This window comes from Palleronia sp. LCG004 (genome assembly GCF_032931615.1).
Lineage (GTDB): Bacteria > Pseudomonadota > Alphaproteobacteria > Rhodobacterales > Rhodobacteraceae > Palleronia.
Genome location: NZ_CP136759.1, coordinates 1,036,194 through 1,058,972, shown reverse-complemented (window position 1 = coordinate 1,058,972; position 22,779 = coordinate 1,036,194). Strand labels below are relative to the sequence as shown.

The following is a 22,779-nucleotide window of genomic DNA, read 5'->3' as shown; positions in this document are numbered from 1 at the left end:
CGTTCCGCGAAGCCTGCTGCGCTCACGCTCCTCGCGCTTGCAACCAGCCAATTGAACTGGCCGTCGAAGCATCCTTGTCCCCGGCAGATGCTTCACCGGCTACAATCGGCTCAAGCGCCTTCGCGAGCTCCTTGCCAAGTTCGACGCCCCATTGATCGAACGAATTGATCCCCAGGATCACACCTTCGACAAAGACCCGATGTTCGTAGAGCGCAACGATCTGTCCCATGACCTCGGGAGTAAGCTTCGGGTAAAGAAGGATGGTCGAAGGGCGATTGCCCGGGAAAACCCGATGACGAGCTTGCCGCTCAAGCTCTTCACCCGAGAACTTTCCTTGCAGAAGCGCTTTCGCTTCGTCGAGGCTCCGACCATTCATCAGTGCCTCTGCCTGAGCGAGACAGTTCGCGATCAGCAGGCGATGCTGATGCTGCAACTCCTCCTCGAACCCTTCGGCTGCGACCATGAACTCGCACGGAACGATGCGCGTCCCTTGGTGAATCAACTGGTAGAATGCATGCTGGCCGTTCGTTCCAGGCTCGCCCCACACGATCGGACCGCTCTCGACCGGGAGATCCGCGCCGTCCATCGAGACGCGCTTGCCGTTGCTCTCCATTTCGAGCTGCTGGAGATAGGCCGGAAGCCGTGCGAGACGTTGTTCGTACGGCAGGACGGCACGGGTCGCGTATCCGCATCCCTGATTGTGCCAGATCCCCGTGAGCGCCAGCATGACGGGCATGTTCTCTTGCGGGGCCGCATTCTGAAAATGGCGATCCATCGCTTCCGCACCGCGAAGGAAGGCACGGAATGCCGTAGGCCCAATGGCGATCAGAAGCGACAGGCCGATCGGTCCCCACATCGAGTACCGACCGCCGACCCAATCGGCGAATCCGAAGACCCGCGTTTCTGCGATGCCGAATTCGGATGTCTTGTCCTGTGCCGTGCTGAGCGCGACGAATTGCGAGGCGGGGTCGCGTACATCCTGGCCCATCCAGGCCTTGGCAGTCGCGGCGTTCGTCATCGTCTCGATCGTCGTGAAGGTCTTCGACGCTACGATGACCAGCGTTCGCTTCGGATCGAGCGGTCCGAGAATGTCGGCAATATGTGCGCCGTCGACATTGCTCACGAAATGGCAACGCGGCCCGTCGTGATAGGTCGAAAGCGCCTGTACGGCCATGGCCGGCCCGAGATCCGACCCCCCGATCCCGATATTGACCACATCGGTGATCGTGCCGCCCTGCCCCTGGAACCTGCCTTCGCGCACGGACCGGGCGAAACCCTCCATGCGCGCGAGCGTGCCCAGGACCTTGGGCATTACATCGCGCTCCTCGATCATGATGCTGCCGCCATCGAGATTCCTGAGCGCGGTATGCAACACCGCGCGGCCCTCGGTCTCGTTGATCGGATCTCCGGCAAACATGGCCCGACGCTTGTCGTCAAGTCCGGCCGCCTCGCACATTCCGATCAGGTGATCCCGAGCGGCCGTATCCATGCTCGTCTTCGAGTAGTCGAACCGCATGTCACAGGCTTCGACAGCAAAATCCTCGGCCCGCTCGGCTGACATGAGCGACCGGATCGATCGACCATCGGCCTTCCGGCCCATCGCGGCCAGATCATCCCATATCGACTTGTCCATCCTCGTCATTCCTTTGCCCAGTGGACCGTCGCATCGGAAAGGATCGCGGCGATCGGTGCCTCTTTCGGGTCGAGCTTTCGCGCGCGATCCAGCGCTTCGCGCTTCTCCGTTCCCGTGATCACGACATGCACCGACACGGCGTCGCGTAACACCGGCATCGTCAACGTCACCCGTGGCTCGAGCCCACCGGGGGCCTCGATCTGCATCAGCGCCGGCGCATCCGCAGAAAGCGCCGCCTCGAGTTCCGGCGAGCCGGGAAAGAGCGATGCACAATGCATGTCGGCCCCCATCCCCAGCAAGAGAATCGAAATCGGCAATTCAGGCCGGAGACGCTCTTCTAAAAGTGTGTCGATGTCGATCTCTCCGTCGGGAACCAGCCTGACGAACTGGGCTGCCGAGGCCTTGTCGGTCAGGAGCCGTTCCCTCACGAGCCGTTCATTCGAACGCTCGTGATCGGCGGGAACCAGCCGCTCGTCGGTCAGCATGACCCGCACACGATCCCAATCGAGACTCGCCCCGGAGAGCGAGTCGAAGATGGGACCCGGTGTGCTGCCGCCCGGTACGACGAACGAGACCCGATCATGAGACGAAAGGCTTCTCGAGATTTCACCTGCCAGTTTGTCGGCAAGCTGCATCATCATCATTTCGGCATCGGGATATTCGATCAGTTCCATTTTGCCTCCCTTCGTTGGGCCGGACCCTATCAAGGGCGGTGCGGCTGTCCATCCGAAAAGGGCTCAGGCACCACCTCACGTGGCCCTCCCCGCATCATCGGAAGGGAGGCATCGATCCCCGGCAGTGATGCGCAGGGTCGGGTGTCATTCCCGAATTTCGCGCCACCGGCGGTTCGCCCGGTGAAGCAACATCGCGGATTCCTCGGGTCCGGACGTTCCGGGCTCGTAGGGCAGCGGCCGGTCGTCGTTGCCTTGCCATCCCTCGATGATCGGATCCGTCCAGGCCCACGCCGCCTCGACCTCATCCCCGCGCATGAAGAGGGTCTGGTTGCCACGTACAACATCCATCACCAACCGTTCATAGGCTTCGGGCACCGCGTCGTTATCCGGGCCAAGCGCGTCTGCGAACGTCATGTCGAGCGGCACGTCGATAAGCCGCATGCCCCCCGGACCCGGCTCCTTGATCGTGACGCCGAGCGTCATGCCCTCGTTCGGTTGGAGCCGGATCGTCAGAATGTTCCGGTGCCGCCCGGCCGATGCGCCGAAGATCGAATGCGGCGCGTCCTTGAACACTACGGCGATCTCGGACTGGCGTGCCTTCAGCCGCTTGCCTGTCCGGATGTAGAAGGGTGTTCCGGCCCATCGCCAGTTCGACACGTGGAGCTTCATCGCAATGAAGGATTCCGTGCGGCTTTCGTCGTCCTCGACATCCTCGTGGTAGGAATCGGACTTGCCCTTCCCCTCGTACTGGCCGCGGACGATATCGGTCGGATCGACCGGTTCGAGCGCCCGGATCACTTTGAGCTTTTCGTCGCGCACGGCATCCGGATCGAAGCGTGAGGGTGGCTCCATCGCGATGAGGCAAAGCAACTGCATCAGGTGGTTCTGCACCATGTCGCGCATTGCCCCCGATTTGTCGTAGTAGCTGCCCCGCCCTGCAACGCCGACGGTCTCGGCAACCGTGATCTGGATATGGTCGACGTACTGCGCGTTCCAGAGCGGCTCGAAGAGAACGTTACCGAACCGCACGGCCATGAGATTCTGAACGGTTTCCTTACCGAGGTAATGATCGATCCTGTAGATCTGCGTTTCGTCGAAATGTTCCGCCAGCGTCTGGTTCAACGCACGTGCCGAAGCCAGATCACGGCCGAATGGCTTTTCGACCACGATCCGCGAGGCGCTGTCGGCGATGGAATGGCTGTGGAGCCGCTCCGCTAGATCCCCGAAAAGCGACGGGGCAACGGAGAAATAGAACGCCTTGACGACCCCGTCACGCATCAGGGCATGGAGATCCTTCCAGCCCGTCTCGCCCTGCGCGTCGATCTGGACGTAATGCAACTGCGACAGGAAGGCCGCGACATGATCTTCGTTAAACCGTTGAGCATCGACATATTCCCTGAGCGCGCCGCGAACCTCTTCGCGGTACTTTGAATCGTCCAGCTCGGCCCGCGCCGCCCCGATCACGCGCGCATCTTCCGGCATCTGGCCCGCGACGAAGCGGCGATAGAGCCCGGGCAGAATCTTGCGATGGGCAAGATCCCCGGTGCCGCCGAAAATCACGAGATCGAACGTATCGACCGGAATGACGCGAGAGACCATGAGTTCTCCTTCCCGATATTCGCCTTGGAACAAGCACATCGGCGCAAGATGGCGGGTCGTCAAGGCAAGGGAAACTACAGGCGACGGGAAGCCCGTGCCTGTGGCCCCGAAGGACCAGCCGCGCGAGCGTTCAGGGTTCGAGTTCGGCGTCCCAATACAGAAAATCGCGCCAGGTCTCGTGAAGATGGTTCGGCGGAAACCTGCGCCCCATGTTCTTGAGTTCTTCCGCGCCCGGCTGGCGGGGCGGCTTCCTGAGCGTCATCCCCGTCTGCGACAGCGTGCGCGATCCCTTCGAAAGATTGCACCTCGAGCAGGCCGCAACGACGTTTTCCCAGCTCGTCCGCCCGCCGCGAGCCCTCGGCACGACGTGATCGAAGGTCAGATCACCTGTCGATCCGCAATATTGACAGAGAAATTCGTCCCTCAGGAAAAGATTGAAGCGCGTGAATGCCACGCGCTTCTGGGGTTTCACGTAATCCTTGAGCACCACCACCGACGGTATCCGAATTTCGGTAGTGGGCGACCTGACGTAGGCGTCGTATTCCGCAACGATCGTGACCCGTTCCAGAAATGCCGCCTTCACGGCCTCCTGCCATGGCCAAAGCGAAAGTGGATAGTAGCTAAGCGGCCGGTAATCCGCGTTCAGCACCAATGCGGGGTGGTGCCTCAGAGAGTTCGGTTCGCGGACGAATGCCGTCCTGAAATCGCCATCCATGATCTTAGTGGTCCCCGGGGTGATAGGTCCCTTCCGAGCGGTCGGAGCGCCTTCGCATCCCGTCGCTCACTCGACTATATCTGGCGCTTGACGCCTGACAAGCCCCACATTTTGGTGCGCGGCCTATCCCCGGATCTAGATGCTCTGTGTAACGGCCTTATGACCTATTCGGCGCTTTCGGCGATCAGGGTCCTTGCTCGATCCAGGATCTCGGACCCGTCGATCCCGCGATCGGTCATTTCCTTGATCCAGGAATCTATCGTCGGCTGACTGGCCTGCCTCCACTCGTCGGTTTCCGTCAGGTCGAGTGTTATGATCTCGTTCCCGAGATCCTCGGCAATCGCGCGCGCCGGGGCATCATGAACGAACGTATTCCGCGCGGCAAAGACCGAAAAGTCCTCCCCCGATTCCGCATCGATCACCGCCTTTAGATCATCCGGCAAAGCCTCCCAACTCTGTCGATTCATGGCGAGAATATAAGTCGCGGTATAGATTGGTTCTGCAAACTCGGTATGCGTGTCGACGAGTTCCGCGATCCTGAGCGATCCCGTGACTTCCCAAGGCAACGCCGTCGCCTCGATCACGTGACGCGACAGCGCCTCTGGCACTGCCGGTACCGGCATCCCGACGGTCGTCGCCCCCAGATCCGAGAAGAGGCGATTGGTGATCCGGCTGGGCGCACGAAGGGTAACCCCTCTAAGATCCTCGACATTCCGTATCGAAACCTGCGAATGCAGCACTCCGGGTCCGTGAACCCAGAGGCCCAAAACCTTGACATCCTTGAAATCCGTCTCGTTCAGGACCTCGTCACCGAGCCGCCAATAGGCCCGGCTCGTCGCGACGGGATCGGTCATGATGAAAGGCAGTTCGAAGACCTCGGCACGCGGAAAGCGCCCGGCGCTGTATCCCGGCAATGTCCAGACCACGTCGACAACACCGTCGACAACCTGATCGTAGAGATCTGCGGGTGAACCGCCGAGAGCCATGGCATCGAACCGCTGTATCTCGATCCGCCCGCCGGACGCGGTCTCGACCCGATCTTCCCAGGCCGAAAGCACGTGGCGCGGAACGTTGGCGTCGCCGGTCTGGAACTGATGCATACGAAGCGTCACGTCCTGCGCGAGACCGGGTCCGGCCAGACAGCAGATCAGAGCGGTCAAGCGTAGCATCGCGGTCCTCAGTTCATATGATCCGGATATCGAGCGGCGGCAGATCGTCGATCTGCGCCGTGACCCGGTCGCCGCGTTGGAGGGCACCGACACCGGCAGGCGTCCCCGTCATGATGAGGTCCCCCGGTTCGAGCGCGTAAAGAGTTCCGAGATCCGAGACGAGTTCCTGCACCGACCAGATCATGTCGGACACCACGCCCTCCTGGCGCAGCTCGTCGTTCACAGACAGGACGATCCGCTTATCCTCGATCGAACCGAGAGCTTCCGCAGGCTTCATGGGGGCAAGCACGGCTGACTGATCGAAATCTTTCCCGACATCCCAGGGCCGACGCTTTTCCTTGGCCTGCGCCTGAAGATCACGACGCGTCATGTCGATCCCGCACCCATAGGCGATGACTTGTGCGTCCTGCCCCAGCGCAACGACAAGTTCGACTTCGTGGTGAAGATCCTGCGTCCGCCCGGGATAGGCGACATCTCCGCCAGAAAGGACGATCGAATGGGCGGACTTCGTGAAGTAGAACGGAGCCTCCCTGTCGACCTCGTTGCCCATCTCCGCGGCATGCGCGGCATAGTTTCTCCCCACGCAGAAGATCCTGCGGACGGGAAACTCCCCCATTCCCTCGATTGGCACGACCGGCTGCGGACCGAGATCGAAGATATGCGCCATGGTCGGTTTCCCTATTCCTGCCAGACAGCCTAATGGGGTTGTTCTAGTCCGCGATTCTCCAAGAAGCGAGCGACGAAATGCGCTGGCCGAACTGCCATAAAACCGCGCATTCCATCGGCGCGGGGCTTGATCCCTGAGAGCGATAGGCGTATTGCGCGGCTTCAATCGAAATTCCGGGGCCAATCGGCCTCTACTCATCTTGGGCCATCCGGCCCCGCCAACGCGAAGGTCACAACATGGCTGTCCCTCAGAACAAAGTCACCAAGTCGCGCCGCAACATGCGCCGGGCCCATGACGGCCTGACCGGTGCCAATCCCGCCGAGTGCCCCAATTGCGGCGAGCTCAAGCGCCCGCATCACGTTTGCGGAGCCTGCGGCCATTATGCCGAGCGCGAGGTCGTCGCCCAGTCTGACGAGATCGATCTCGACGACGACGCGGCCTGAAGTTCGCGACACCCGGCTGATGCCGAGCGATACCGCCAAACCCGTCAAACACACCGCTGACGCCAAGGCCAGATACGTCGTATCGGTAGATGCGATGGGTGGCGACAGCGGGCCGGCGACTGTCGTGGCGGGACTCGCGAAATCGGCCGAGAAGAACGGCGAGATCGCGTTCATCCTGCATGGCAGGCAGTCCGAGCTCGCACCGCTCGTGGAAAAGCAGAAGCTCGGTGATCGTGTGACGATCCGGGATGCGTCCGACGTGGTCACGATGGACGCCAAGCCAAGCCATGTCATGCGGCACGGCAAGGACACATCGATGTGGTCCTGCATCGATTCCGTGCGCGCGGGCGAAGCACATGTTGCAGTCAGCTGCGGCAATACCGGCGCGCTCATGGCGATCAGCATGATGCGGCTGAAGAAGCTCGAAGGCGTGAACCGGCCGGCGATCGCGTGCCTCTGGCCTTCGCGAAATCCGGCAGGATTCAACGTGATGCTGGACGTGGGTGCTGACATTCGCGCCGATCAGGACGACCTCATGCAATTTGCGCTGATGGGTGCCTCCTATGCGCGCAGCGGCCTCGGGCTCGAACGCCCTCGGATCGGCCTGCTCAATGTCGGCACCGAAGAGCACAAGGGTCGCGCGGAGCTCAAGGTCGCCTACGAACTCATCGAAAAGAATGCCGAATCCGCCGATTTCGATTTCGTCGGGTTCGTCGAGGGCGGCGATATTCCGTCCGACCGCGTCGATGTGATCGTGACGGACGGTTTCACCGGCAATGTCGCGTTGAAGACCGGCGAAGGCACCGCCGCGCTGATCCGCGATCTACTCCGGGAGGCGTTCAACCATACGCCGCTTTCGAAGCTTGCCGCCCTTCTCGCGCTTACCTCGCTGAAACGCCTGCAGAAGCGAATCGATCCTCGACGGGTCAACGGTGGCATCTTCCTGGGTTTGAACGGTACGGTGGTGAAAAGCCACGGATCTGCCGATGCGACAGGTGTCTCGGCGGCGGTCAAGCTCGCCTACACCCTTGCCCAGAGCAATTTCCACGAACGTCTCGCAGCCCGCGTCGCCTCCGCCGACCGACGCGCTTCTCCCGAGGAGGCAGGGACGTGAGCGTGACCCGAGCACAGATCCGCGGCGTCGGCCATTACCTCCCCGAACGGGTCGTGGAGAATGCCGAATTCGAATCCATCGTCGATACGAGCGACGAATGGATCCGGTCTCGGTCCGGGATCGAACGGCGGCATTTCGTGGCCGATGGAGAGACGACGTCGGATCTTGCGACGCGCGCGGCCAAGGCCGCCCTTGCCGATGCCGGGCTCGACACGAGCGATATCGATGCGATCATCGTCGCGACATCGACCGCGGATCTGACCTTTCCATCCGCTGCAACCATGGTTCAGAACCAGCTCGGGATGCGCCACGGTTTCGCATTCGACATGCAGGCGGTCTGCGCCGGCTTCGTCTTCGCCCTGTCGACCGCCAATGCGATGATCGTTTCGGGACAGGCCCGGCGCGTCCTCGTGATCGGTGCCGAAACCTTCAGCCGGATCATGGACTGGACCGATCGGACGACCTGTGTGCTCTTCGGTGACGGTGCCGGGGCGCTCATTCTCGAAGCGGCGGAAGGCACCGGTACCCCGGATGATCGGGGTATCCTGTCGTCCGATCTTCATTCCGATGGTCAGTACCGCGATATCCTTTACGTCGATGGGGGCGTGTCGACCCAATCGACCGGTCATCTCCGGATGCAGGGCAAGGAAGTCTTTCGCCACGCGATTGAGAAGCTCGCCGAGACCGCCCACGTATCGTTGGATCGGGCTGGCCTCGCACCGTCCGATGTCGACTGGATCGTGCCCCATCAGGCCAATCTCAGGATCATTCGCGGCACAGCCCAGCGGATGGGCGTCGGAATGGATCGGGTCATCCTCACCGTTCAGGATCACGGCAACACGTCTGCCGCGTCGATCCCGCTTGCGCTGTCGGTGGGCAAGGCTCGGGGCCAGATCCAGCCGGGTCAGATCGTCGTGACCGAAGCGATCGGCGGTGGTCTCGCCTGGGGGTCGGTGGTTCTGCGCTGGTAAGCTGTGCTCTGCTTTATCCACGATATAAGCGAAAACCCGCAACCCCCTGTTATTGACTTTGAATCGCGGCACCGGCATGCTCTGCGCCAACGCATTTTCGAAGGATCGGGCAATGGCGAACAAGACACTGACCCGCATGGATCTGAGCGAGGCGGTCTTTGCCGAGGTCGGACTGAGCAGGAACGAATCCGCACAACTCGTCGAGTCAATCCTGGGTCATATGTCCGATGCGCTTGCCTCCGGCGAAACGGTGAAGATTTCTTCTTTCGGCACGTTCTCGGTTCGCTCCAAGGCTGCACGGGTCGGCCGCAATCCGAAGACCGGCGAAGAGGTCCCGATCAGCCCGCGTCGGGTTCTGACCTTTCGTCCCTCGCATCTGATGAAGGATCGCGTCGCCGCCGGCAACAAGGGCTGAGCGCATGGCGAAGTCGCCGGACGCATTCCGCACGATCAGCGAAGTCGCCGAATGGCTCGACGTTCCGACGCACGTCCTGCGTTTCTGGGAATCGCGCTTCACGCAGGTAAAGCCCGTCAAGCGGGCTGGCGGTCGACGCTATTACCGGCCTTCGGACATGGAGCTTCTGGGCGGCATCAAACGCCTGCTGCACGATGATGGCCTGACCATCCGCGGCGTGCAGAAACTTCTTCGGGAAGAAGGCGTCCGTCACGTGGCCGCCCTCTCGCCTCCCCGCGATCCGGACGGCACGGAGGGCCAGCCGACAAATGTCGTGTCTCTTCGAAAGCGTGACCAACCCGAACCGGACGTCTCTTCATCGGAGCCCATCGCGGGTGCCGCAGACGAAACTCCGGGTGAAGCTTCCATCGAAGATACGTCATCTCAAACGTCGTCCTTGAGTGAAGCGCACAGCCTTTCGCTGGCCGAGGAAGAACCGGCGCGCGCACCACTCTCGCAACCATCCCTGCTCGACGAATCGTCGATCTATGTCCCGACACCCGGCCCACTTGCCCGCCTCATGCGCCTGAAGGCAGTCGCCATTGAAGCCGACCGTGAGCTCTTCGAGCACGCGCTCGATCGTGCGCGGGTGCTTAGACAGGCAATGGATCGGGCGGATGGATGAACAGCCCGGTTTTTATCCAAGATCGCCCCTTGCCTCTGCCGCTCTCTCCGGTAAAAGGCGCGTCAGTCGGGCTATGGCGCAGCCTGGTAGCGCGTCCGTCTGGGGGACGGAAGGTCGCAGGTTCGAGTCCTGCTAGCCCGACCAACATAATCCTGCCGTCCCCACGGCAACTCGTCCGGAAAGTCTGTTGACCGGAATTCTTCCCTCTCAGATGCTCAGGCAGATGATCGGATCCGGTTCGATCGGGTCTGACCAGCCTATCTCGCCCGGACAGATCCAGCCCGCGTCGCTTGACCTGCGTCTCGGTACGCGCGCCTATCGCGTTCGGGCCTCGTTCCTTGCCGGGCGCGACGCTCGTGTCTCCGATCGCCTCCCCGATTTTTCGATGCATGAGATCGACCTGACCCAAGGGGCGGTCCTTGAGAAGGGATGCGTTTACCTCGTCCCCCTGATGGAGCGGTTGAGCCTGCCCAAGGGTCTGAGGGCAGTCGCCAACGCGAAAAGCTCGACCGGCCGGCTCGATCTGCTGACCCGAACGATCACCGACTGCGGAACGGAATTCGACCGCGTGCCTGACGGATATGACGGGCCGCTCTATGCCGAAATATGCCCGCGATCCTTCTCGGTTCTGGTGCGGCCCGGCATGACACTCAATCAGATCCGGTTTCGGGACGGCCAGTCCGTTCTAGATGACGACGCACTGGCCGCACTCCACCAGTCCGAGGGCTTGGTGAACGGCGATCCGCATATCGACGACGGTTTGGGCTTCTCCGTCGATCTCGAACCGCGCGACGGACACCTCGCCGGCTATCGCGCCAAACCCCATACGGGCGTTATCGATCTCGACCGGATCGGACATTACGCGATCGCGGATTTCTGGGACGAACTGCGGACGGATCATGGTCGCCTCATTCTCGATCCCGGCGCGTTCTATATCCTCGTCAGCCGCGAGGCGGTGACGATACCGCCCCGTTATGCAGCCGAAATGGCCCCCTATCTCGCTCTCGTCGGGGAATTCCGCGTGCATTACGCAGGCTTCTTCGACCCAGGTTTTGGCCATGCGAGCGCCGGCGGCAAGGGTGCCCGAGGGGTGCTGGAGGTCCGCTGCCACGAGGCTCCGTTCGCGCTCGAACACGGCCAGATCGTCGGGCGGCTGGTCTACGAAAAGATGGCTGAGATCCCCGAACAGCTCTACGGCCGCGAGATCGCGTCGAATTATCAGGGACAAGGCCTCAAGCTCGCAAAGCAATTCGCCTGAGACTTCAGTCCTCGGCATCGCCGTCGAACATCTCGCTCTGATCTTCAGGCGCAGGCTTTTCTGGGGCGGTTCCCGGAACGGGGCGTGACTCGAGCAGCCCTGCCGCACGAAGATCCCTCAGGCCCGGAAGATCCCGCGCGGATTCCAGCGAGAAGTGATCGAGAAACCCTTGCGTGACCACGAAGGTCACGGGGCGACCGGGTGTATCCCGACGCCGTCCGAAACGGATCCATTCGAGTTCGAGAAGCTGGTCGAGCGTTCCGCGGCTGACGGCAACACCACGGATCTCCTCGATCTCGGCGCGGGTGCAGGGCTGGTGATAGGCGACGATAGCAAGCGTCTCGATCGCGGCACGGCTGAGCTTTCGCGTCTCTACCGTTTCGCGTGTCATGAGATGGCCCAGATCCCCGGCCGTCCGCATGGCCCAGGCTTCACCGACCCGCCTGAGCTCGACCCCGCGCCCCTCATACCGTCCACGCAGCAGCTCGACTGCCGCTGCGGCATCGCAGCCATGCGGCATCCGGGCGTTCAGTTCGCCGACGCTCAGCGGGGCGGCACTCGCGAAGAGGAGCGCCTCGACCATGCGTTCCTGTTCGGCCATCGGCGGAGCTTCGAAAAGCGGCGGGTTGGTCTCGGCGTCATCCATCGCGACGACGGATCTCGATCGGTGCGAATGTGGAACCTTGGCGGATCTGGATGCGACCGGCTTTCACCAGTTCGAGGGATGCCGCGAAATGCGATGCGGTGGCCGAGCGGCGGCGCACCGGGTCACGTTCCCAGCCTTCGGGCATGTAGCTTGCTAGATCGGTCCAGGTTCCGGCGAACCCGATCAGATCGCGCATTCTTTCCAGCGCTTCCTCCATTGTCATGACCGAGTCCCGGTCGAGCACGAACGGTCGGAAATCGTCACGGGTGCGGATCCGGGCATAGGCCTGCATCAGGTCTATCAGCGTCGCGGTATAGCGCACGCGGCGCACCCGCTCCATCGCCTCGGGCAATCCACGCGCAAAAACGTCGCGACCCAGCTGGTCTCGCGCCATCAGCTTGGCAGCGGCCTCGCGCATCGCTTCGAGCCGTTCGAGCTGGAACGCAAGATGCGCGGCAAGGTCTTCGCCCGAGGGACCTTCGTCTTCGGGATCCGGCGGCAGCAGCAGACGCGATTTGAGAAAGGCGAGCCAGGCCGCCATGACAAGGTAATCGGCGGCAAGCTCGATCCGGAGACTGCGCGCTTCCTCGACGAAGGCCAAATACTGGCGCGCGAGGGCGAGAACCGAGATATGGCGCAGGTCCACCTTCTGGGTTCGGCTGAGGCTTAAGAGAAGGTCGAGCGGCCCTTCGAACCCGTCGACATCGACGATCAGCGCCTCGGCCGCGCGTCGCTCGCCCACTGGATCGTGGGGGGCCTCGGTCTCAACCATCTCCACGGGCCGTCAGTGCGACAAATTCCGCTTCGAGTTCCGCGATCGTGGCGGGATCGGGGGTAGGTCGCATGGCAAGCGCCGCCGCCGCCCGCTCTTCCGACTGGCCCTCGAGGCGACCGCAACTCGACAGACAATCCTCCATTTCGGAGCGGACGCCGTTGCAATGGAGGACAATGTCGCAGCCGGCCTTGATCGACCGGGCACCGCGCTCGGCGATATCGCCTGACAGCGCCTCCATCGAAATGTCATCGGTCATCAGAAGCCCGTCGAATCCGATCCTCTCCCGGATCAACGCGACGATCTCAGGATCCTGCGTCGCGGGTCGATCCGAAAGCGCGCTCAAGACGACATGCGCCGTCATGCCCATCGGCAGATCCCTCAGCGCATGGAACGGCGCAAAATCATCCTCGAGCGCGGCCTCCGTCGCGGTGATCACCGGCAAGTCCCGATGACTGTCGGCCTGTCCCCGACCGTGACCCGGCATGTGTTTCATGACCGGCAATACCCCGCCCGCCAGCAATCCGTCGGCGACTGCGCGCGCATTGCGGATCACCTCGTCGGGCGAAAGACCGTGACACCGGTTCCGCAGAAACGGATGCGTCTCGTCGCGCGCCACGTCGCAGGTCGGCGCGCAATTCACGTCGATCCCCACAGCGCGCAGTTCGTCGGCCATGAGCCGCGCCCGGATCCAGAGCACACGCTCGGAATTCGGTGTGCCTGCAACTTCTTCGAGCGGCGGCACCCAGCGCCGCCAGTGCGGCGGCCCGAGGCGCTGCACGCGTCCGCCCTCCTGATCGACGAGGATCGGAGCGTCACGTCCCACGCATTCGCGCAGCGCCGACGTCAGGGATCGAACCTGATCCGGGTCTTCGATATTGCGGGCAAAGAGTATGAAGCCCCAGGGATCTGCCTCGCGGTAGAACCGTCGCGCCTCGGGGTCGAGCTGCGGTCCGGCGACGCCGAGGATGCAGGCGGTAGTCACTGGAGCTCGACGGGGATGCAATCGGTCTGGCGCGCCAGAAGTTCGGTGCAGAACCGGCGCGTGTCGGCAAGATCCGTAAATCCCTCGGCACGCAGGCGATAGAATGTCTTGCCGCCCGATTGGGCGGCTTGAACTACACGACGCTTGCCATCGAAGTAATCCGGGAACCGGCTCGCGATCCGGGCCCATTCCTCTCGCGCACCTTCGTCGCTCGCAAATGCCCCGAGCTGGACCAGACGCGTGCCGGTGGCAAGTTCGTCCACGGCGACCTCGCTTGCGGTGCCGCTTGCGACCTGAGGTTCCTGCGGTGCCGCGTCACCGCCAGTGGCGACGCTCGCGCGGGCTGGGCGCGGCTCGGGCCGCGGCGAGGTGATGCCCGTGCCCGGCACCGGAAGGTCTTCTTCGAAATCGCTCTCCGCCCTCGAAGACAGGGCCTGGGCCACGGCCATGTCGGTCGCAAGTGCACCATCAGGCAGATCCGCCTCCGGTGCCGCGTCTTCGTCAGCCACTTCGGTATCGGATAGGTCGATCCCGGCTTCCGGCTCCGCATCCTCAACCAAGGCCGTCGACGTATCCTCTCCGTCCATCAGGTTCGCGACTTCGGCCTCGGCGGCCTGACGTGCGGCCTCGGCTTCGGCTCTCTGTTCCGCTTCGCGTTCGGCGGCGGCGATCTCGGCGATACGCGCTTCTTCTTCCTCGGCGGCGAGCTGTTGCAGGTCGTCCGCCGGAACATCTTCATCGGCAAGACCCGTCGGTGCCGGAGCAAGGGTGACCTCCTCGGCCGGACCACCCGCCTCGCCCTCGGCGGCGATCTCGTTGACGGCGAGCCCCTGATGCGGGGCCTGCATGCCGCCCGGATCCTCAGGGGCGACGCGGAACGCGCCTTCCATGGCTTGCACAACCGGCACGCCGTTCACGTCACGCATGAGAAGCTGGTAGCCCCAGACCGACAGGCCCCCGATCAGCGCCAGTGACACAACCGCGCCAGACAGGTTCACCCATTTGCCGAACCGGGATCCGTGGCCATCGCCCTGCCGGCCGTCGTGGTCATCCATATACTCGAACTCTGCCATGCCTGCCTCGTCGCGGAGGTCACGCGCGGTTACACACCCACCGCCTCCGTCTTTCATGTGCCTGTCACCGGCAAGCGCGACCCTCTCTTGACGGAGAGCTCATATCGCTCGCTTCGGCGCAGCCTATCGAAAGTCCACGCGTGATCCCAGACCAAAGATCGCCGCAAAGCCGGTTTTCGCCAGCCCGTTCCCAATGGGCAACGCAGCCGCTCGGCTCAACGCATTTCTTCGAGCGGCGTAACTCCAAGAATCCCAAGACCGGATGCAATGACCGAGGCGACCGCCCGCGGCAGGGCAAGCTTTCCTGCGCTGGCTTGCGCATTGCCTTCCTGCAGGAAACGCAGGCCAGGATCGTCGTTCCCCCTGTTCCAGAGCGAATGGAAATCACTTGAAAGGTCATAGAGATAGAACGCGATGCGATGTGGCTCGTGATTTCTGGCCGCGATCTCGACCAGACGCGGCCATTCGGCAAGCTTGCGAGCCACAGCGAATTCTGCCGGATCGCGCAGCACGGGTTCCGTCGCCCGGAGTCCCTGCGCTTCGGCCTTCCGTTCGACCGAACGAATACGTGCATGGGCATATTGCACGTAAAAGACCGGATTCTCTTTCGATTGCTCCACCGCACGGGCAAAGTCGAAGTCGAGCGGGGCATCGTTCTTGCGTGTGAGCATGGTGAACCGCGTCACATCGGGCCCGACCTCATCCACGACGTCGCGGAGCGTCACGAAATTGCCTGCCCGCTTCGACATCGTGAAGGGCTCGCCGCTCTTCCACAGCTTCACGAGCTGGCAGAGCTTGATGTCGAGCGGCACCTTTCCGTCCGACAAAGCGCTGACCGCGGCCTTCATCCGCTTGACGTAACCGCCGTGATCCGCGCCGAAGACATCGATCAATGCGTCGAAGCCACGATCGATCTTGTCGTAATGGTAGGCGATATCGGGCGCGAAATAGGTCCAGGATCCGTCCGATTTCTTGACCGGCCGGTCCACATCGTCGCCATGCTCGGTAGATCTGAACAGCGTCTGCTCACGCGCCTCCCAATCGTCGGGCAGCTTGCCCTTGGGCGGCTCGAGCGTACCGACATAGATCAGGCCCTTCTCGTCGAGCGTCTTGAGCGCAGCCTCGATCCGCCCGGTGCCGTAAAGCGACTTCTCGCTGTAGAAATTGTCCATCTCCACGCCGAGCGCGGCGAGATCCTCGCGGATGAGGGCCATCATCGCGTCGGTCGCGAAGTCGCGCACCTCCGTCAGCCAGACATCCTCGCCCTGGTCGAGATAGGCGTCGCCAACCTTGTCCTTCAGGGCCGCGCCCACCTCCTTGAGGTAGTCGCCCGGGTATGTCCCGTCGGCGAAGGCGACTTCCTGCCCGTGCGCCTCGAGATACCGCAGATAGACCGACCGCGCGAGCACGTCGACCTGCGCGCCGCCATCGTTGATGTAGTATTCCCGCGTCACATCCCAGCCGGTGTAAGCCAGCAGGTTCGCCAGTGCGTCTCCGAAGACCGCGCCGCGGGTATGGCCGACATGCAGCGGCCCCGTCGGGTTCGCGCTCACGTATTCGACGTTGACCCGTGAACTTCCACCCATGTCGGAGCGTCCGAAATTGGCATCCTCGTTGATCCGCGCGACGATCTCGCCCCAGACCCCATCGGCGAGACGGAGGTTCAGGAAGCCCGGCCCTGCAACCTCGGCGCTCTCGACCCGGTCGATCGCCTCGAGCTTCTCGGCCAGCGCGGTCGCGATGTCGCGGGGCTTCATCCCCGCAGGCTTGGCCAGCACCATCGCCGCGTTCGTCGCCATGTCGCCATGCGCGGAATCGCGCGGCGGCTCCACGGTCACGTTGGCGAAGTCGAGCCCTCCCGGCAGCGTACCGTCGGCCACCAGTCCGTCAAGCGCCTCGACCACATCGTCCCGCATCTGCGCAAACAGGTTCATCTTGTCATCCTCGGATCTGCCGGCTGGCGTCATACCATTCCGCCGCTCGCCGTCAACGATCAGCCCTCTTTCGATTTGGTATCGTCGTCCGTCTCGCGGCGTTCGCTCGCGATCTTCTCCATCTCGTCGGGCGGCAGCATCGAGACGAGCCTGACGCCGGGTGCCGCATCGATCTCATCCTCTTCCGTGACGAAATGCGGCTCACCCGACGTGTCGATCCACGCAAGAAGACGGGCATTCGGACGCCGTTCGCGCCAGTCGTCGAACGTATACTCTTCGGTCAGGCGGGTGGTGCGGAACCCCCAATCGTTCCACATCAAACGATTGAGTTCGTTGTAGGTCGCCTCGTCCACGAACGACCGGCCGCCGAGGGTCGACGGCAGGGCGTGACGCACATGGCCGTTCTTCTCGCGCGCGATCTGATAGACGTTCTCCCGACCGAAATGCGGTGCCAGATCGGTCGCGACGAGCGTGTTGTAGGCGTCGTTATCCGTCGCGGCGAGGACGATCTTGTAGCCGTTGAGCTCGATCCGCATCTCGGCACCCTCGCTCAGGATATCCCCGAAGAAGGTCTCGATCCCCGCTTCGCGCGCGCGGCGCAGATGCCCGCGGTTCGGATCGGTGATGAGGACCGGGATCTTGGCCTTCTTCAACGTCTCGGCCAAGGCGGTCGTCCAGTAGGATCCGCCGACGAGGATCACGCCCGGCGTCTCGGCCGCGGTCAGCCCCAGAAGACGCGCGATCGGGGCCAGCGTGAACCCGTGCAGCACGACCGACGAGGCCACGAGGATGAAGGCCAGCGGCCCGATGATCGCACCGTCGGAAACCCCGAGTTCGGTCAGCCGTTCGCCGAAAAGGCCCGCGACGGCGATCAGGACCACGCCCCGGGGCCCGGTCGTCGCGACAAAGATCCGCTCCCGCCACGGCAGTTTCGTCGTGGCGAGCGAGACGAGCACGGCGACCGGCCGCGCGACCGACAGCACCACGATCACGAACAGCGCCGCGCGCCAGGTCAGCTGATCGAGCGCCGCGAAATCGAGCGATGCCGCCAGCAGGATGAACACGCCCGAGACGAGCAGGATCGTCGCATGTTCTTTGAAGCGGCGCAGTTCCTCGTAAGAGGCGAGGTTGGCGTTGGCGATCACGACACCCATGATCGTGACCGCAAGCAGCCCGGCCTCGTGCAGAACGATGTTCGACAGCGCGAAAACCGCAAGGATCACGACGAAGAGGACCGGAACCTTCATGTATTCGGGCACTTTGGCCCGGCGATAGGCCCAGGCCATGCCATATCCCCCGGCAAAGCCGAGCGCCGTCGCGAAGGCGATCCCGAAGACCAGCGTCCAGACCGCGCTTCCAATCTGCTCGGCCGTCCTGAGCACGAGAACCACCTCGAAGGCCAGCACCGCGGCAAGCGCGCCGACCGGATCGTTCAGGATCGCCTCCCACTGCAACAGGGCCGCCGGCCGCCGCGCAAGCCGCGCCGAGCGCAGCAGCGGTGCGATCACGGTGGGCCCCGTGACGATCATGATGCCGCCGAAGACCGCGGCTGTTTCCCACGACGTGCCCGCCCCGTAGCGAAGCGCGAGCGTGCAGAGCAGCCAGCCCACCGGCGCACCGATAAAGACCAGACGTTTCACCCCCTCGGCGGCGTCGCGCAGGGTATGGAAGTTCAGCGTCAGCCCCCCCTCGAAGAGGATGATCGCCACCGCGATCGAGATCATCGGATAATAGATCGGGCCGATATCGCGCGCGGGGTCGAAGATCCCGAGGACCGGCCCCGCGATCACGCCCGCAAGCAGCATCAGCACGATCGCCGGCATCTTGAGCCGCCAGGCCAGCCATTGGGACCCGACCCCCAGCACGCCCACCAGCGCAATCGCGGCAACCGGATCCAAACCGCCATTCTCCATCGTCACAATTCCTTCAGAGGGACCTTGTCGCGCCTCGACGCGTCGCAGCCCACCTAGCACATCGCTCGAAGAGAGCGAGACCATTGCATCCGTAAAAAACCGATCTTAAGCCACCGAAAACGAAAGGGCCCGGCATGTGTGCAGCGACCGCCACCCCCTGGTGGAAAGACGGCATCATCTACCAGATCTACCCGCGGTCCTTCCAGGATACGACCGGCAGCGGGATCGGCGATCTCGACGGGATTCGCCGCAGGCTCGGCCATGTCGCGGATCTCGGCGTCGACGCGATCTGGATCTCACCGATCTATCCGTCTCCCATGAAGGATGCCGGTTACGACATCACGGATTACACCGGCATCGAGCCGATCTTCGGATCGGTCGAGGATTTCGAGCGACTGGCCGATGCCGTCCACGATCACGGACTGAAGCTCCTCCTCGACCTCGTGCCATCGCACAGCTCCGATCGGCATCCATGGTTCATGGAAAGCCGGTCGAGCCGCGACAATCCCAAGCGTGACTGGTATATCTGGCGCGATCCGGCCGAGGATGGCGGCCCGCCCTCGAACTGGATCGCCGAATTCGGCGGGTCGGCCTGGGAATGGGACGAGGCGACGGGCCAGTATTACCTCCATATCTACATGATCGAACAACCCGCGCTGAACTGGCGCAATCCCGACGTCCGCGCGGCGATCCATGATGCCATGCGCGCATGGTTCGGCCGCGGCGTCGACGGGTTCCGGGTCGATGCGGTCGAACATCTCGCGCCGGACCATCTGTTGCGCGACAATCCACCGGCGTCCGACTGGACTTTCGAAATGGGACCGGCGCGCTCGCTCCATCGCAAGCACTCCTCGCACCAGCCGGATGGCTTTTCCGCCGTTCGCGAGATGCGGAAGGTGGCCGACGAATATCCCGATCGCGTTCTGGTCGGCGAGGCCTACGGCGCACTCGATCAGGTCATGCTCTATTACGGCGAGGACCTCGACGGCTTCCAGCTCCCGTTCAATTTCCACCTGATTGAAGCGAAATGGGAGCCTTTGGCGCTCGCCGACTATATCGACCGCTACGAGGCAGCACTCCCGCCCGGCGGATGGCCGAACTGGGTGCTCGGCAACCACGACCGCGACAGGGTCGCCACGCGCTGGGGGCCGGATGCGGCCCGCGTGGCGGCAATGTTGCTCCTTACGCTCAAGGGAACGCCCACGATCTGGCAGGGCGATGAGCTCGGCATGGTGAACGAGCATGTCCCCGACCACATGGTCCAGGATCCGTGGGCCATCAACAATCCTGGAACGGGGCTCGGTCGCGATCCGGTCCGCATTCCGATCCCCTGGGATGACGGGCCGGGCCGCGGTTTTACCACCGGCGAGCCGTGGCTGCCGCTCTCCTCCGTGCCCTCAGCCGAGGCACAGGTGGCGGATCCGACCTCGATGCTGGCGCTCTATCGTGATCTGACGGATTTGCGCCGCATCCACGCGGCGCTCAGGCGCGGCGGCTACACAAGGCTCCATGCCGACGAGGCGACACTCGCTTATGCACGCGCCTGTGATGGCGAAACGCTGAATGTCGCGCTCAACTTTTCGAAAGAGGAACGGCCCCTGCCCTGCTCCGGCACGCCGATTTTCTCGACGATCTCCGACCGCGATCTGTCGCGCGTCGACTTCCTTCTGCCGCACGAAGGTCTGATCCTCGAAGCATGAGCTGGGTTTGCGCGCCCCGGAAAAGGTCCGGGGCCGCTTCACCCGCGCGGCACCCCACCCCTGCTCAGACGTCGCCTCCCAGAAGGCGCGCGTGTTCCTGAATCGCAAAGCGGTCCGTCATCCCCGCAATGTAATCGAGCACGATCCTCGCGAGCATCGTTTCGCCATCTGCCTCCTCGACATCCTTGCGCCATTGCTTCGGCAGAAGATCCGTGCGGTCCATGAAAAGCGGGAAGAGCTCGCGGACCACCTGCGTCACGCGCTCGCGCGTCACGACGACGTCGGGCGCGCGATACATCCGATGGAACAGGAAGTTGCGGATGACCTGAAGGTCCGACCAGACCGGATCCGAGAACCTGATAATCGGCATGGCCAGATGACGCACCTCCGTTGCGTCGAGCGGATCTAGCGCCGCAAGTGTCTCGCGCGCTTCGGTGATCGCATCCTCGACCAGCACGCCGAAGAAACGTCTCAGCGCCTCATGACGCCGCCGGTAGTAATTCAGCCCCGGATAGATCGCGTCGACCTTTGCAAAGCACCGATCGAGGATCGGAAGCTCGGCCAGCTCGTCGGTCGAGAACAGCTCGGCGCGCAATCCGTCATGAAGGTCGTGGCTGTTATAGGCGATATCGTCGGCCAGCGCCGCGACCTGCGCCTCGGCACTGGCATGGGTCCCGAGCTCCAGGTCGTGGCGCGCATTGTAATCGGCCAGCGCATAGGGGATCGGCGCGCCCACCGGACCGTTGTGCTTGGCGATACCCTCCAGCGTTTCCCAAGTCAGGTTCAGCCCGTCGAATTCCGCATAATGCCGTTCGAGCGATGTCACGATCCGGATCGCCTGTGCGTTGTGGTCGAACCCGCCATAAGGGGCCATCAGGTCCGACAGGGCGTCCTCCCCGGTATGGCCGAATGGCGGATGTCCCAGATCGTGGGCGAGCGCCACCGCCTCGGTCAGCTCGGAGTTCAGCCCAAGCACGCCCGAGATCGTCCGCGCCACCTGCGCCACTTCGATCGAATGGGTCAGCCGCGTGCGAAAGTAATCGCCCTCGTGTTCGATGAAGACCTGGGTCTTGTGCTTAAGCCTTCGGAAGGCGCTCGAATGGATGATCCGGTCGCGGTCGCGCTGAAAGCAGCTGCGATGCGCACTTTCCTCCTCGGGATAGAGGCGTCCGCGGGTCTCTTCGGGCCGGGCGGCATAGCGGGCCTGCATGGGCGTGCCAATCTTGTTGTCCTCGGTCACGGTCTTTATATTGGGTGCAGCCAACCAATGCAGGGCGAACGCACCATGAACCTTCCCCCGAAAGTGACCGATCGCGCATTTGCGCGCCTTTCCGAAATCGGCGCGGCCGAACAGGGACAGGCCCTGCGCGTCGCGGTCGAGGGCGGCGGATGCTCGGGCTTCCAGTATGAAATCAAGCTCGACGCGCAGGCCGACGACGACCTCGTCCTCGAAAAGGACGGCGAGCGGGTGCTCGTCGACAGTGTCTCGCTTCCCTTCCTTGCCGGAGCGACCATAGATTTCAGCGAGGAACTGATCGGCGCGCGGTTCGTGATCGAGAATCCGAACGCCAGTTCGAGCTGCGGCTGCGGCGTCTCCTTCGCGATGTAAGAGGCGCATTGCGCTTCGCGCCCGCCCGCGTCAGAAGGGCGGCATGAAGATCGCGACATTCAACATCAATGGCGTGAAGGCCCGGCTCGACGGGCTTCTCGACTGGCTGCGCGACAGCGCGCCGGACGTCGCCTGCCTTCAGGAAATCAAGTCGATCGACGCCAACTTCCCGCGCGAAGCGATCGAGGATCTGGGGTATATCGTCGAAACGCACGGACAGAAGGGCTTCAACGGGGTTGCGATCCTGTCGAAGTTGCCGATCGAGGATGTGACGCGCGGCCTTCCCGGCGACGACAGCGACGAACAGGCCCGTTACATCGAGGCGACCGTCATGGGCACACGCCCCGTGCGGGTGGCCGGACTTTACCTTCCGAACGGCAATCCGGCTCCGGGGCCGAAATACGATTACAAGCTCGCCTGGATGGAACGGCTCGAGGCTCGGATGCGTGACGTGCTCGCGACGGAGGAACCCGCGATCTTCTGCGGTGACTACAACGTCATCCCGCAGGACGAGGACGCGGCCCGCCCCGACGCTTGGCGCGAGGATGCCCTTGGCCTGCCCCAGACACGCGCGGCCTTCCGTCGTCTTCTGGCGCTCGGAATGACCGAGATGTTTCGCGCGCGGACCATGGCCGGCGGCCATTATTCCTTCTGGGATTATCAGGCCGGTGCGTTCGACCGGAACGACGGCATCCGGATCGACCATCACCTGCTGAGCCCGCAGGCCGCCGATCTCGTGACCGACGTCTGGATCGAGAAGGACCTTCGCGCACGCGAAAAGCCCTCCGATCATGTTCCCGTCTGGATCGAACTCGACGCCTGATC

At 63.2% G+C, this 22,779-nt stretch carries 22 protein-coding genes and 1 tRNA gene; 10 read left to right on the top strand and 13 right to left on the bottom strand.

Going from position 1 to position 22,779, the window contains the following annotated elements; all coding sequences use genetic code 11:
- Positions 1–22: 22 nt before the first annotated feature.
- From pgi to RVY76_RS05075, 6 genes are all read right to left on the bottom strand, one after another.
- On the bottom strand, positions 23–1,633 hold the full coding sequence (gene pgi, locus RVY76_RS05100) for a glucose-6-phosphate isomerase (protein ID WP_317376306.1): 1,611 nt from the start codon (positions 1,631–1,633) through the stop codon (positions 23–25).
- Between the two features lie 5 nt (positions 1,634–1,638).
- Positions 1,639–2,307 carry a 6-phosphogluconolactonase gene (gene pgl, locus RVY76_RS05095; protein WP_317376305.1) on the bottom strand — a complete coding sequence of 223 codons (669 nt, stop codon included), beginning with the start codon at positions 2,305–2,307 and terminating at the stop codon, positions 1,639–1,641.
- A 144-nt stretch (positions 2,308–2,451) separates the two neighbouring features.
- Entirely contained in the window at positions 2,452–3,906 is a 1,455-nt protein-coding gene (zwf, locus tag RVY76_RS05090) for a glucose-6-phosphate dehydrogenase (protein WP_317376304.1), read from the bottom strand.
- Between the two features lie 130 nt (positions 3,907–4,036).
- On the bottom strand, positions 4,037–4,621 hold the full coding sequence (locus RVY76_RS05085; protein ID WP_317376303.1) for an HNH endonuclease: 585 nt from the start codon (positions 4,619–4,621) through the stop codon (positions 4,037–4,039).
- A 164-nt stretch (positions 4,622–4,785) separates the two neighbouring features.
- A complete protein-coding gene (locus tag RVY76_RS05080; protein ID WP_317376302.1) occupies positions 4,786–5,790 on the bottom strand; it encodes a TRAP transporter substrate-binding protein in 1,005 nt (334 codons plus the stop codon).
- Positions 5,791–5,803: 13 nt separating this feature from the next.
- Entirely contained in the window at positions 5,804–6,457 is a 654-nt protein-coding gene (locus RVY76_RS05075) for a fumarylacetoacetate hydrolase family protein (protein WP_317376301.1), read from the bottom strand.
- Between the two features lie 236 nt (positions 6,458–6,693).
- Here RVY76_RS05075 and rpmF point away from each other — a divergent pair, with 236 nt between their 5' ends.
- The 7 genes from rpmF to RVY76_RS05040 all read left to right on the top strand — a co-directional run bounded on the left by rpmF (position 6,694) and on the right by RVY76_RS05040 (position 11,322).
- The gene (gene rpmF, locus RVY76_RS05070) at positions 6,694–6,900 is read left to right on the top strand and encodes a 50S ribosomal protein L32 (protein WP_317376300.1); all 207 of its coding nucleotides are present in this window, start codon (positions 6,694–6,696) and stop codon (positions 6,898–6,900) included.
- Positions 6,901–6,919: 19 nt separating this feature from the next.
- A complete protein-coding gene (gene plsX, locus RVY76_RS05065) occupies positions 6,920–8,014 on the top strand; it encodes a phosphate acyltransferase PlsX (protein ID WP_317376299.1) in 1,095 nt (364 codons plus the stop codon).
- Between the two features lie 2 nt (positions 8,015–8,016).
- Positions 8,017–8,985 (top strand): beta-ketoacyl-ACP synthase III, encoded by a 969-nt coding sequence (locus RVY76_RS05060; RefSeq protein WP_317376715.1) that lies wholly within the window; start codon positions 8,017–8,019, stop codon positions 8,983–8,985.
- 112 nt (positions 8,986–9,097) lie between these two features.
- A complete protein-coding gene (ihfA, locus tag RVY76_RS05055; protein WP_317376298.1) occupies positions 9,098–9,400 on the top strand; it encodes an integration host factor subunit alpha in 303 nt (100 codons plus the stop codon).
- Between the two features lie 4 nt (positions 9,401–9,404).
- Positions 9,405–10,064: a MerR family transcriptional regulator gene (locus tag RVY76_RS05050; protein ID WP_317376297.1), complete on the top strand. Its 660-nt coding sequence runs from the start codon at positions 9,405–9,407 to the stop codon at positions 10,062–10,064.
- Positions 10,065–10,131: 67 nt separating this feature from the next.
- Positions 10,132–10,208: transfer RNA gene (locus RVY76_RS05045), tRNA-Pro, on the top strand.
- 43 nt (positions 10,209–10,251) lie between these two features.
- Positions 10,252–11,322 carry a 2'-deoxycytidine 5'-triphosphate deaminase gene (locus tag RVY76_RS05040; protein ID WP_317376296.1) on the top strand — a complete coding sequence of 357 codons (1,071 nt, stop codon included), beginning with the start codon at positions 10,252–10,254 and terminating at the stop codon, positions 11,320–11,322.
- 4 nt (positions 11,323–11,326) lie between these two features.
- Here RVY76_RS05040 and scpB read toward each other — a convergent pair whose 3' ends face one another.
- From scpB to RVY76_RS05010, 6 genes are all read right to left on the bottom strand, one after another.
- Positions 11,327–11,968 carry an SMC-Scp complex subunit ScpB gene (gene scpB / locus RVY76_RS05035; protein WP_317376295.1) on the bottom strand — a complete coding sequence of 214 codons (642 nt, stop codon included), beginning with the start codon at positions 11,966–11,968 and terminating at the stop codon, positions 11,327–11,329.
- The gene (locus RVY76_RS05030; RefSeq protein ID WP_317376294.1) at positions 11,961–12,740 is read right to left on the bottom strand and encodes a ScpA family protein; all 780 of its coding nucleotides are present in this window, start codon (positions 12,738–12,740) and stop codon (positions 11,961–11,963) included. Before RVY76_RS05030 ends, scpB begins: the two co-directional genes overlap by 8 nt.
- Positions 12,733–13,725 (bottom strand): glycoside hydrolase family 3 N-terminal domain-containing protein, encoded by a 993-nt coding sequence (locus RVY76_RS05025; RefSeq protein ID WP_317376293.1) that lies wholly within the window; start codon positions 13,723–13,725, stop codon positions 12,733–12,735. The genes RVY76_RS05030 and RVY76_RS05025 overlap by 8 nt, the downstream gene beginning before the upstream one ends.
- Positions 13,722–14,798, bottom strand: a complete 1,077-nt coding sequence (locus RVY76_RS05020; RefSeq protein WP_317376292.1) for an SPOR domain-containing protein — start codon at positions 14,796–14,798, stop codon at positions 13,722–13,724. The genes RVY76_RS05025 and RVY76_RS05020 overlap by 4 nt, the downstream gene beginning before the upstream one ends.
- A gap of 215 nt (positions 14,799–15,013) precedes the next feature.
- On the bottom strand, positions 15,014–16,732 hold the full coding sequence (gene argS / locus RVY76_RS05015) for an arginine--tRNA ligase (protein WP_317376291.1): 1,719 nt from the start codon (positions 16,730–16,732) through the stop codon (positions 15,014–15,016).
- A 59-nt stretch (positions 16,733–16,791) separates the two neighbouring features.
- Entirely contained in the window at positions 16,792–18,645 is a 1,854-nt protein-coding gene (locus RVY76_RS05010) for a sodium:proton antiporter (protein WP_317376290.1), read from the bottom strand.
- Positions 18,646–18,779: 134 nt separating this feature from the next.
- Between RVY76_RS05010 and RVY76_RS05005 the strand changes: the two genes are divergently transcribed.
- Complete coding sequence (locus RVY76_RS05005) at positions 18,780–20,345, top strand: alpha-amylase family glycosyl hydrolase (RefSeq protein WP_317376289.1); 1,566 nt, start codon at positions 18,780–18,782, stop codon at positions 20,343–20,345.
- A 64-nt stretch (positions 20,346–20,409) separates the two neighbouring features.
- On the opposite strand, the gene RVY76_RS05000 is transcribed toward RVY76_RS05005, so the two are convergent.
- Positions 20,410–21,555 carry a deoxyguanosinetriphosphate triphosphohydrolase gene (locus RVY76_RS05000; RefSeq protein ID WP_317376714.1) on the bottom strand — a complete coding sequence of 382 codons (1,146 nt, stop codon included), beginning with the start codon at positions 21,553–21,555 and terminating at the stop codon, positions 20,410–20,412.
- Between the two features lie 75 nt (positions 21,556–21,630).
- Here RVY76_RS05000 and RVY76_RS04995 point away from each other — a divergent pair, with 75 nt between their 5' ends.
- Positions 21,631–21,954: an iron-sulfur cluster assembly accessory protein gene (locus RVY76_RS04995; RefSeq protein WP_317376288.1), complete on the top strand. Its 324-nt coding sequence runs from the start codon at positions 21,631–21,633 to the stop codon at positions 21,952–21,954.
- Positions 21,955–21,997: 43 nt separating this feature from the next.
- A complete protein-coding gene (gene xth / locus RVY76_RS04990) occupies positions 21,998–22,777 on the top strand; it encodes an exodeoxyribonuclease III (RefSeq protein ID WP_317376287.1) in 780 nt (259 codons plus the stop codon).
- Positions 22,778–22,779: the final 2 nt, after the last annotated feature.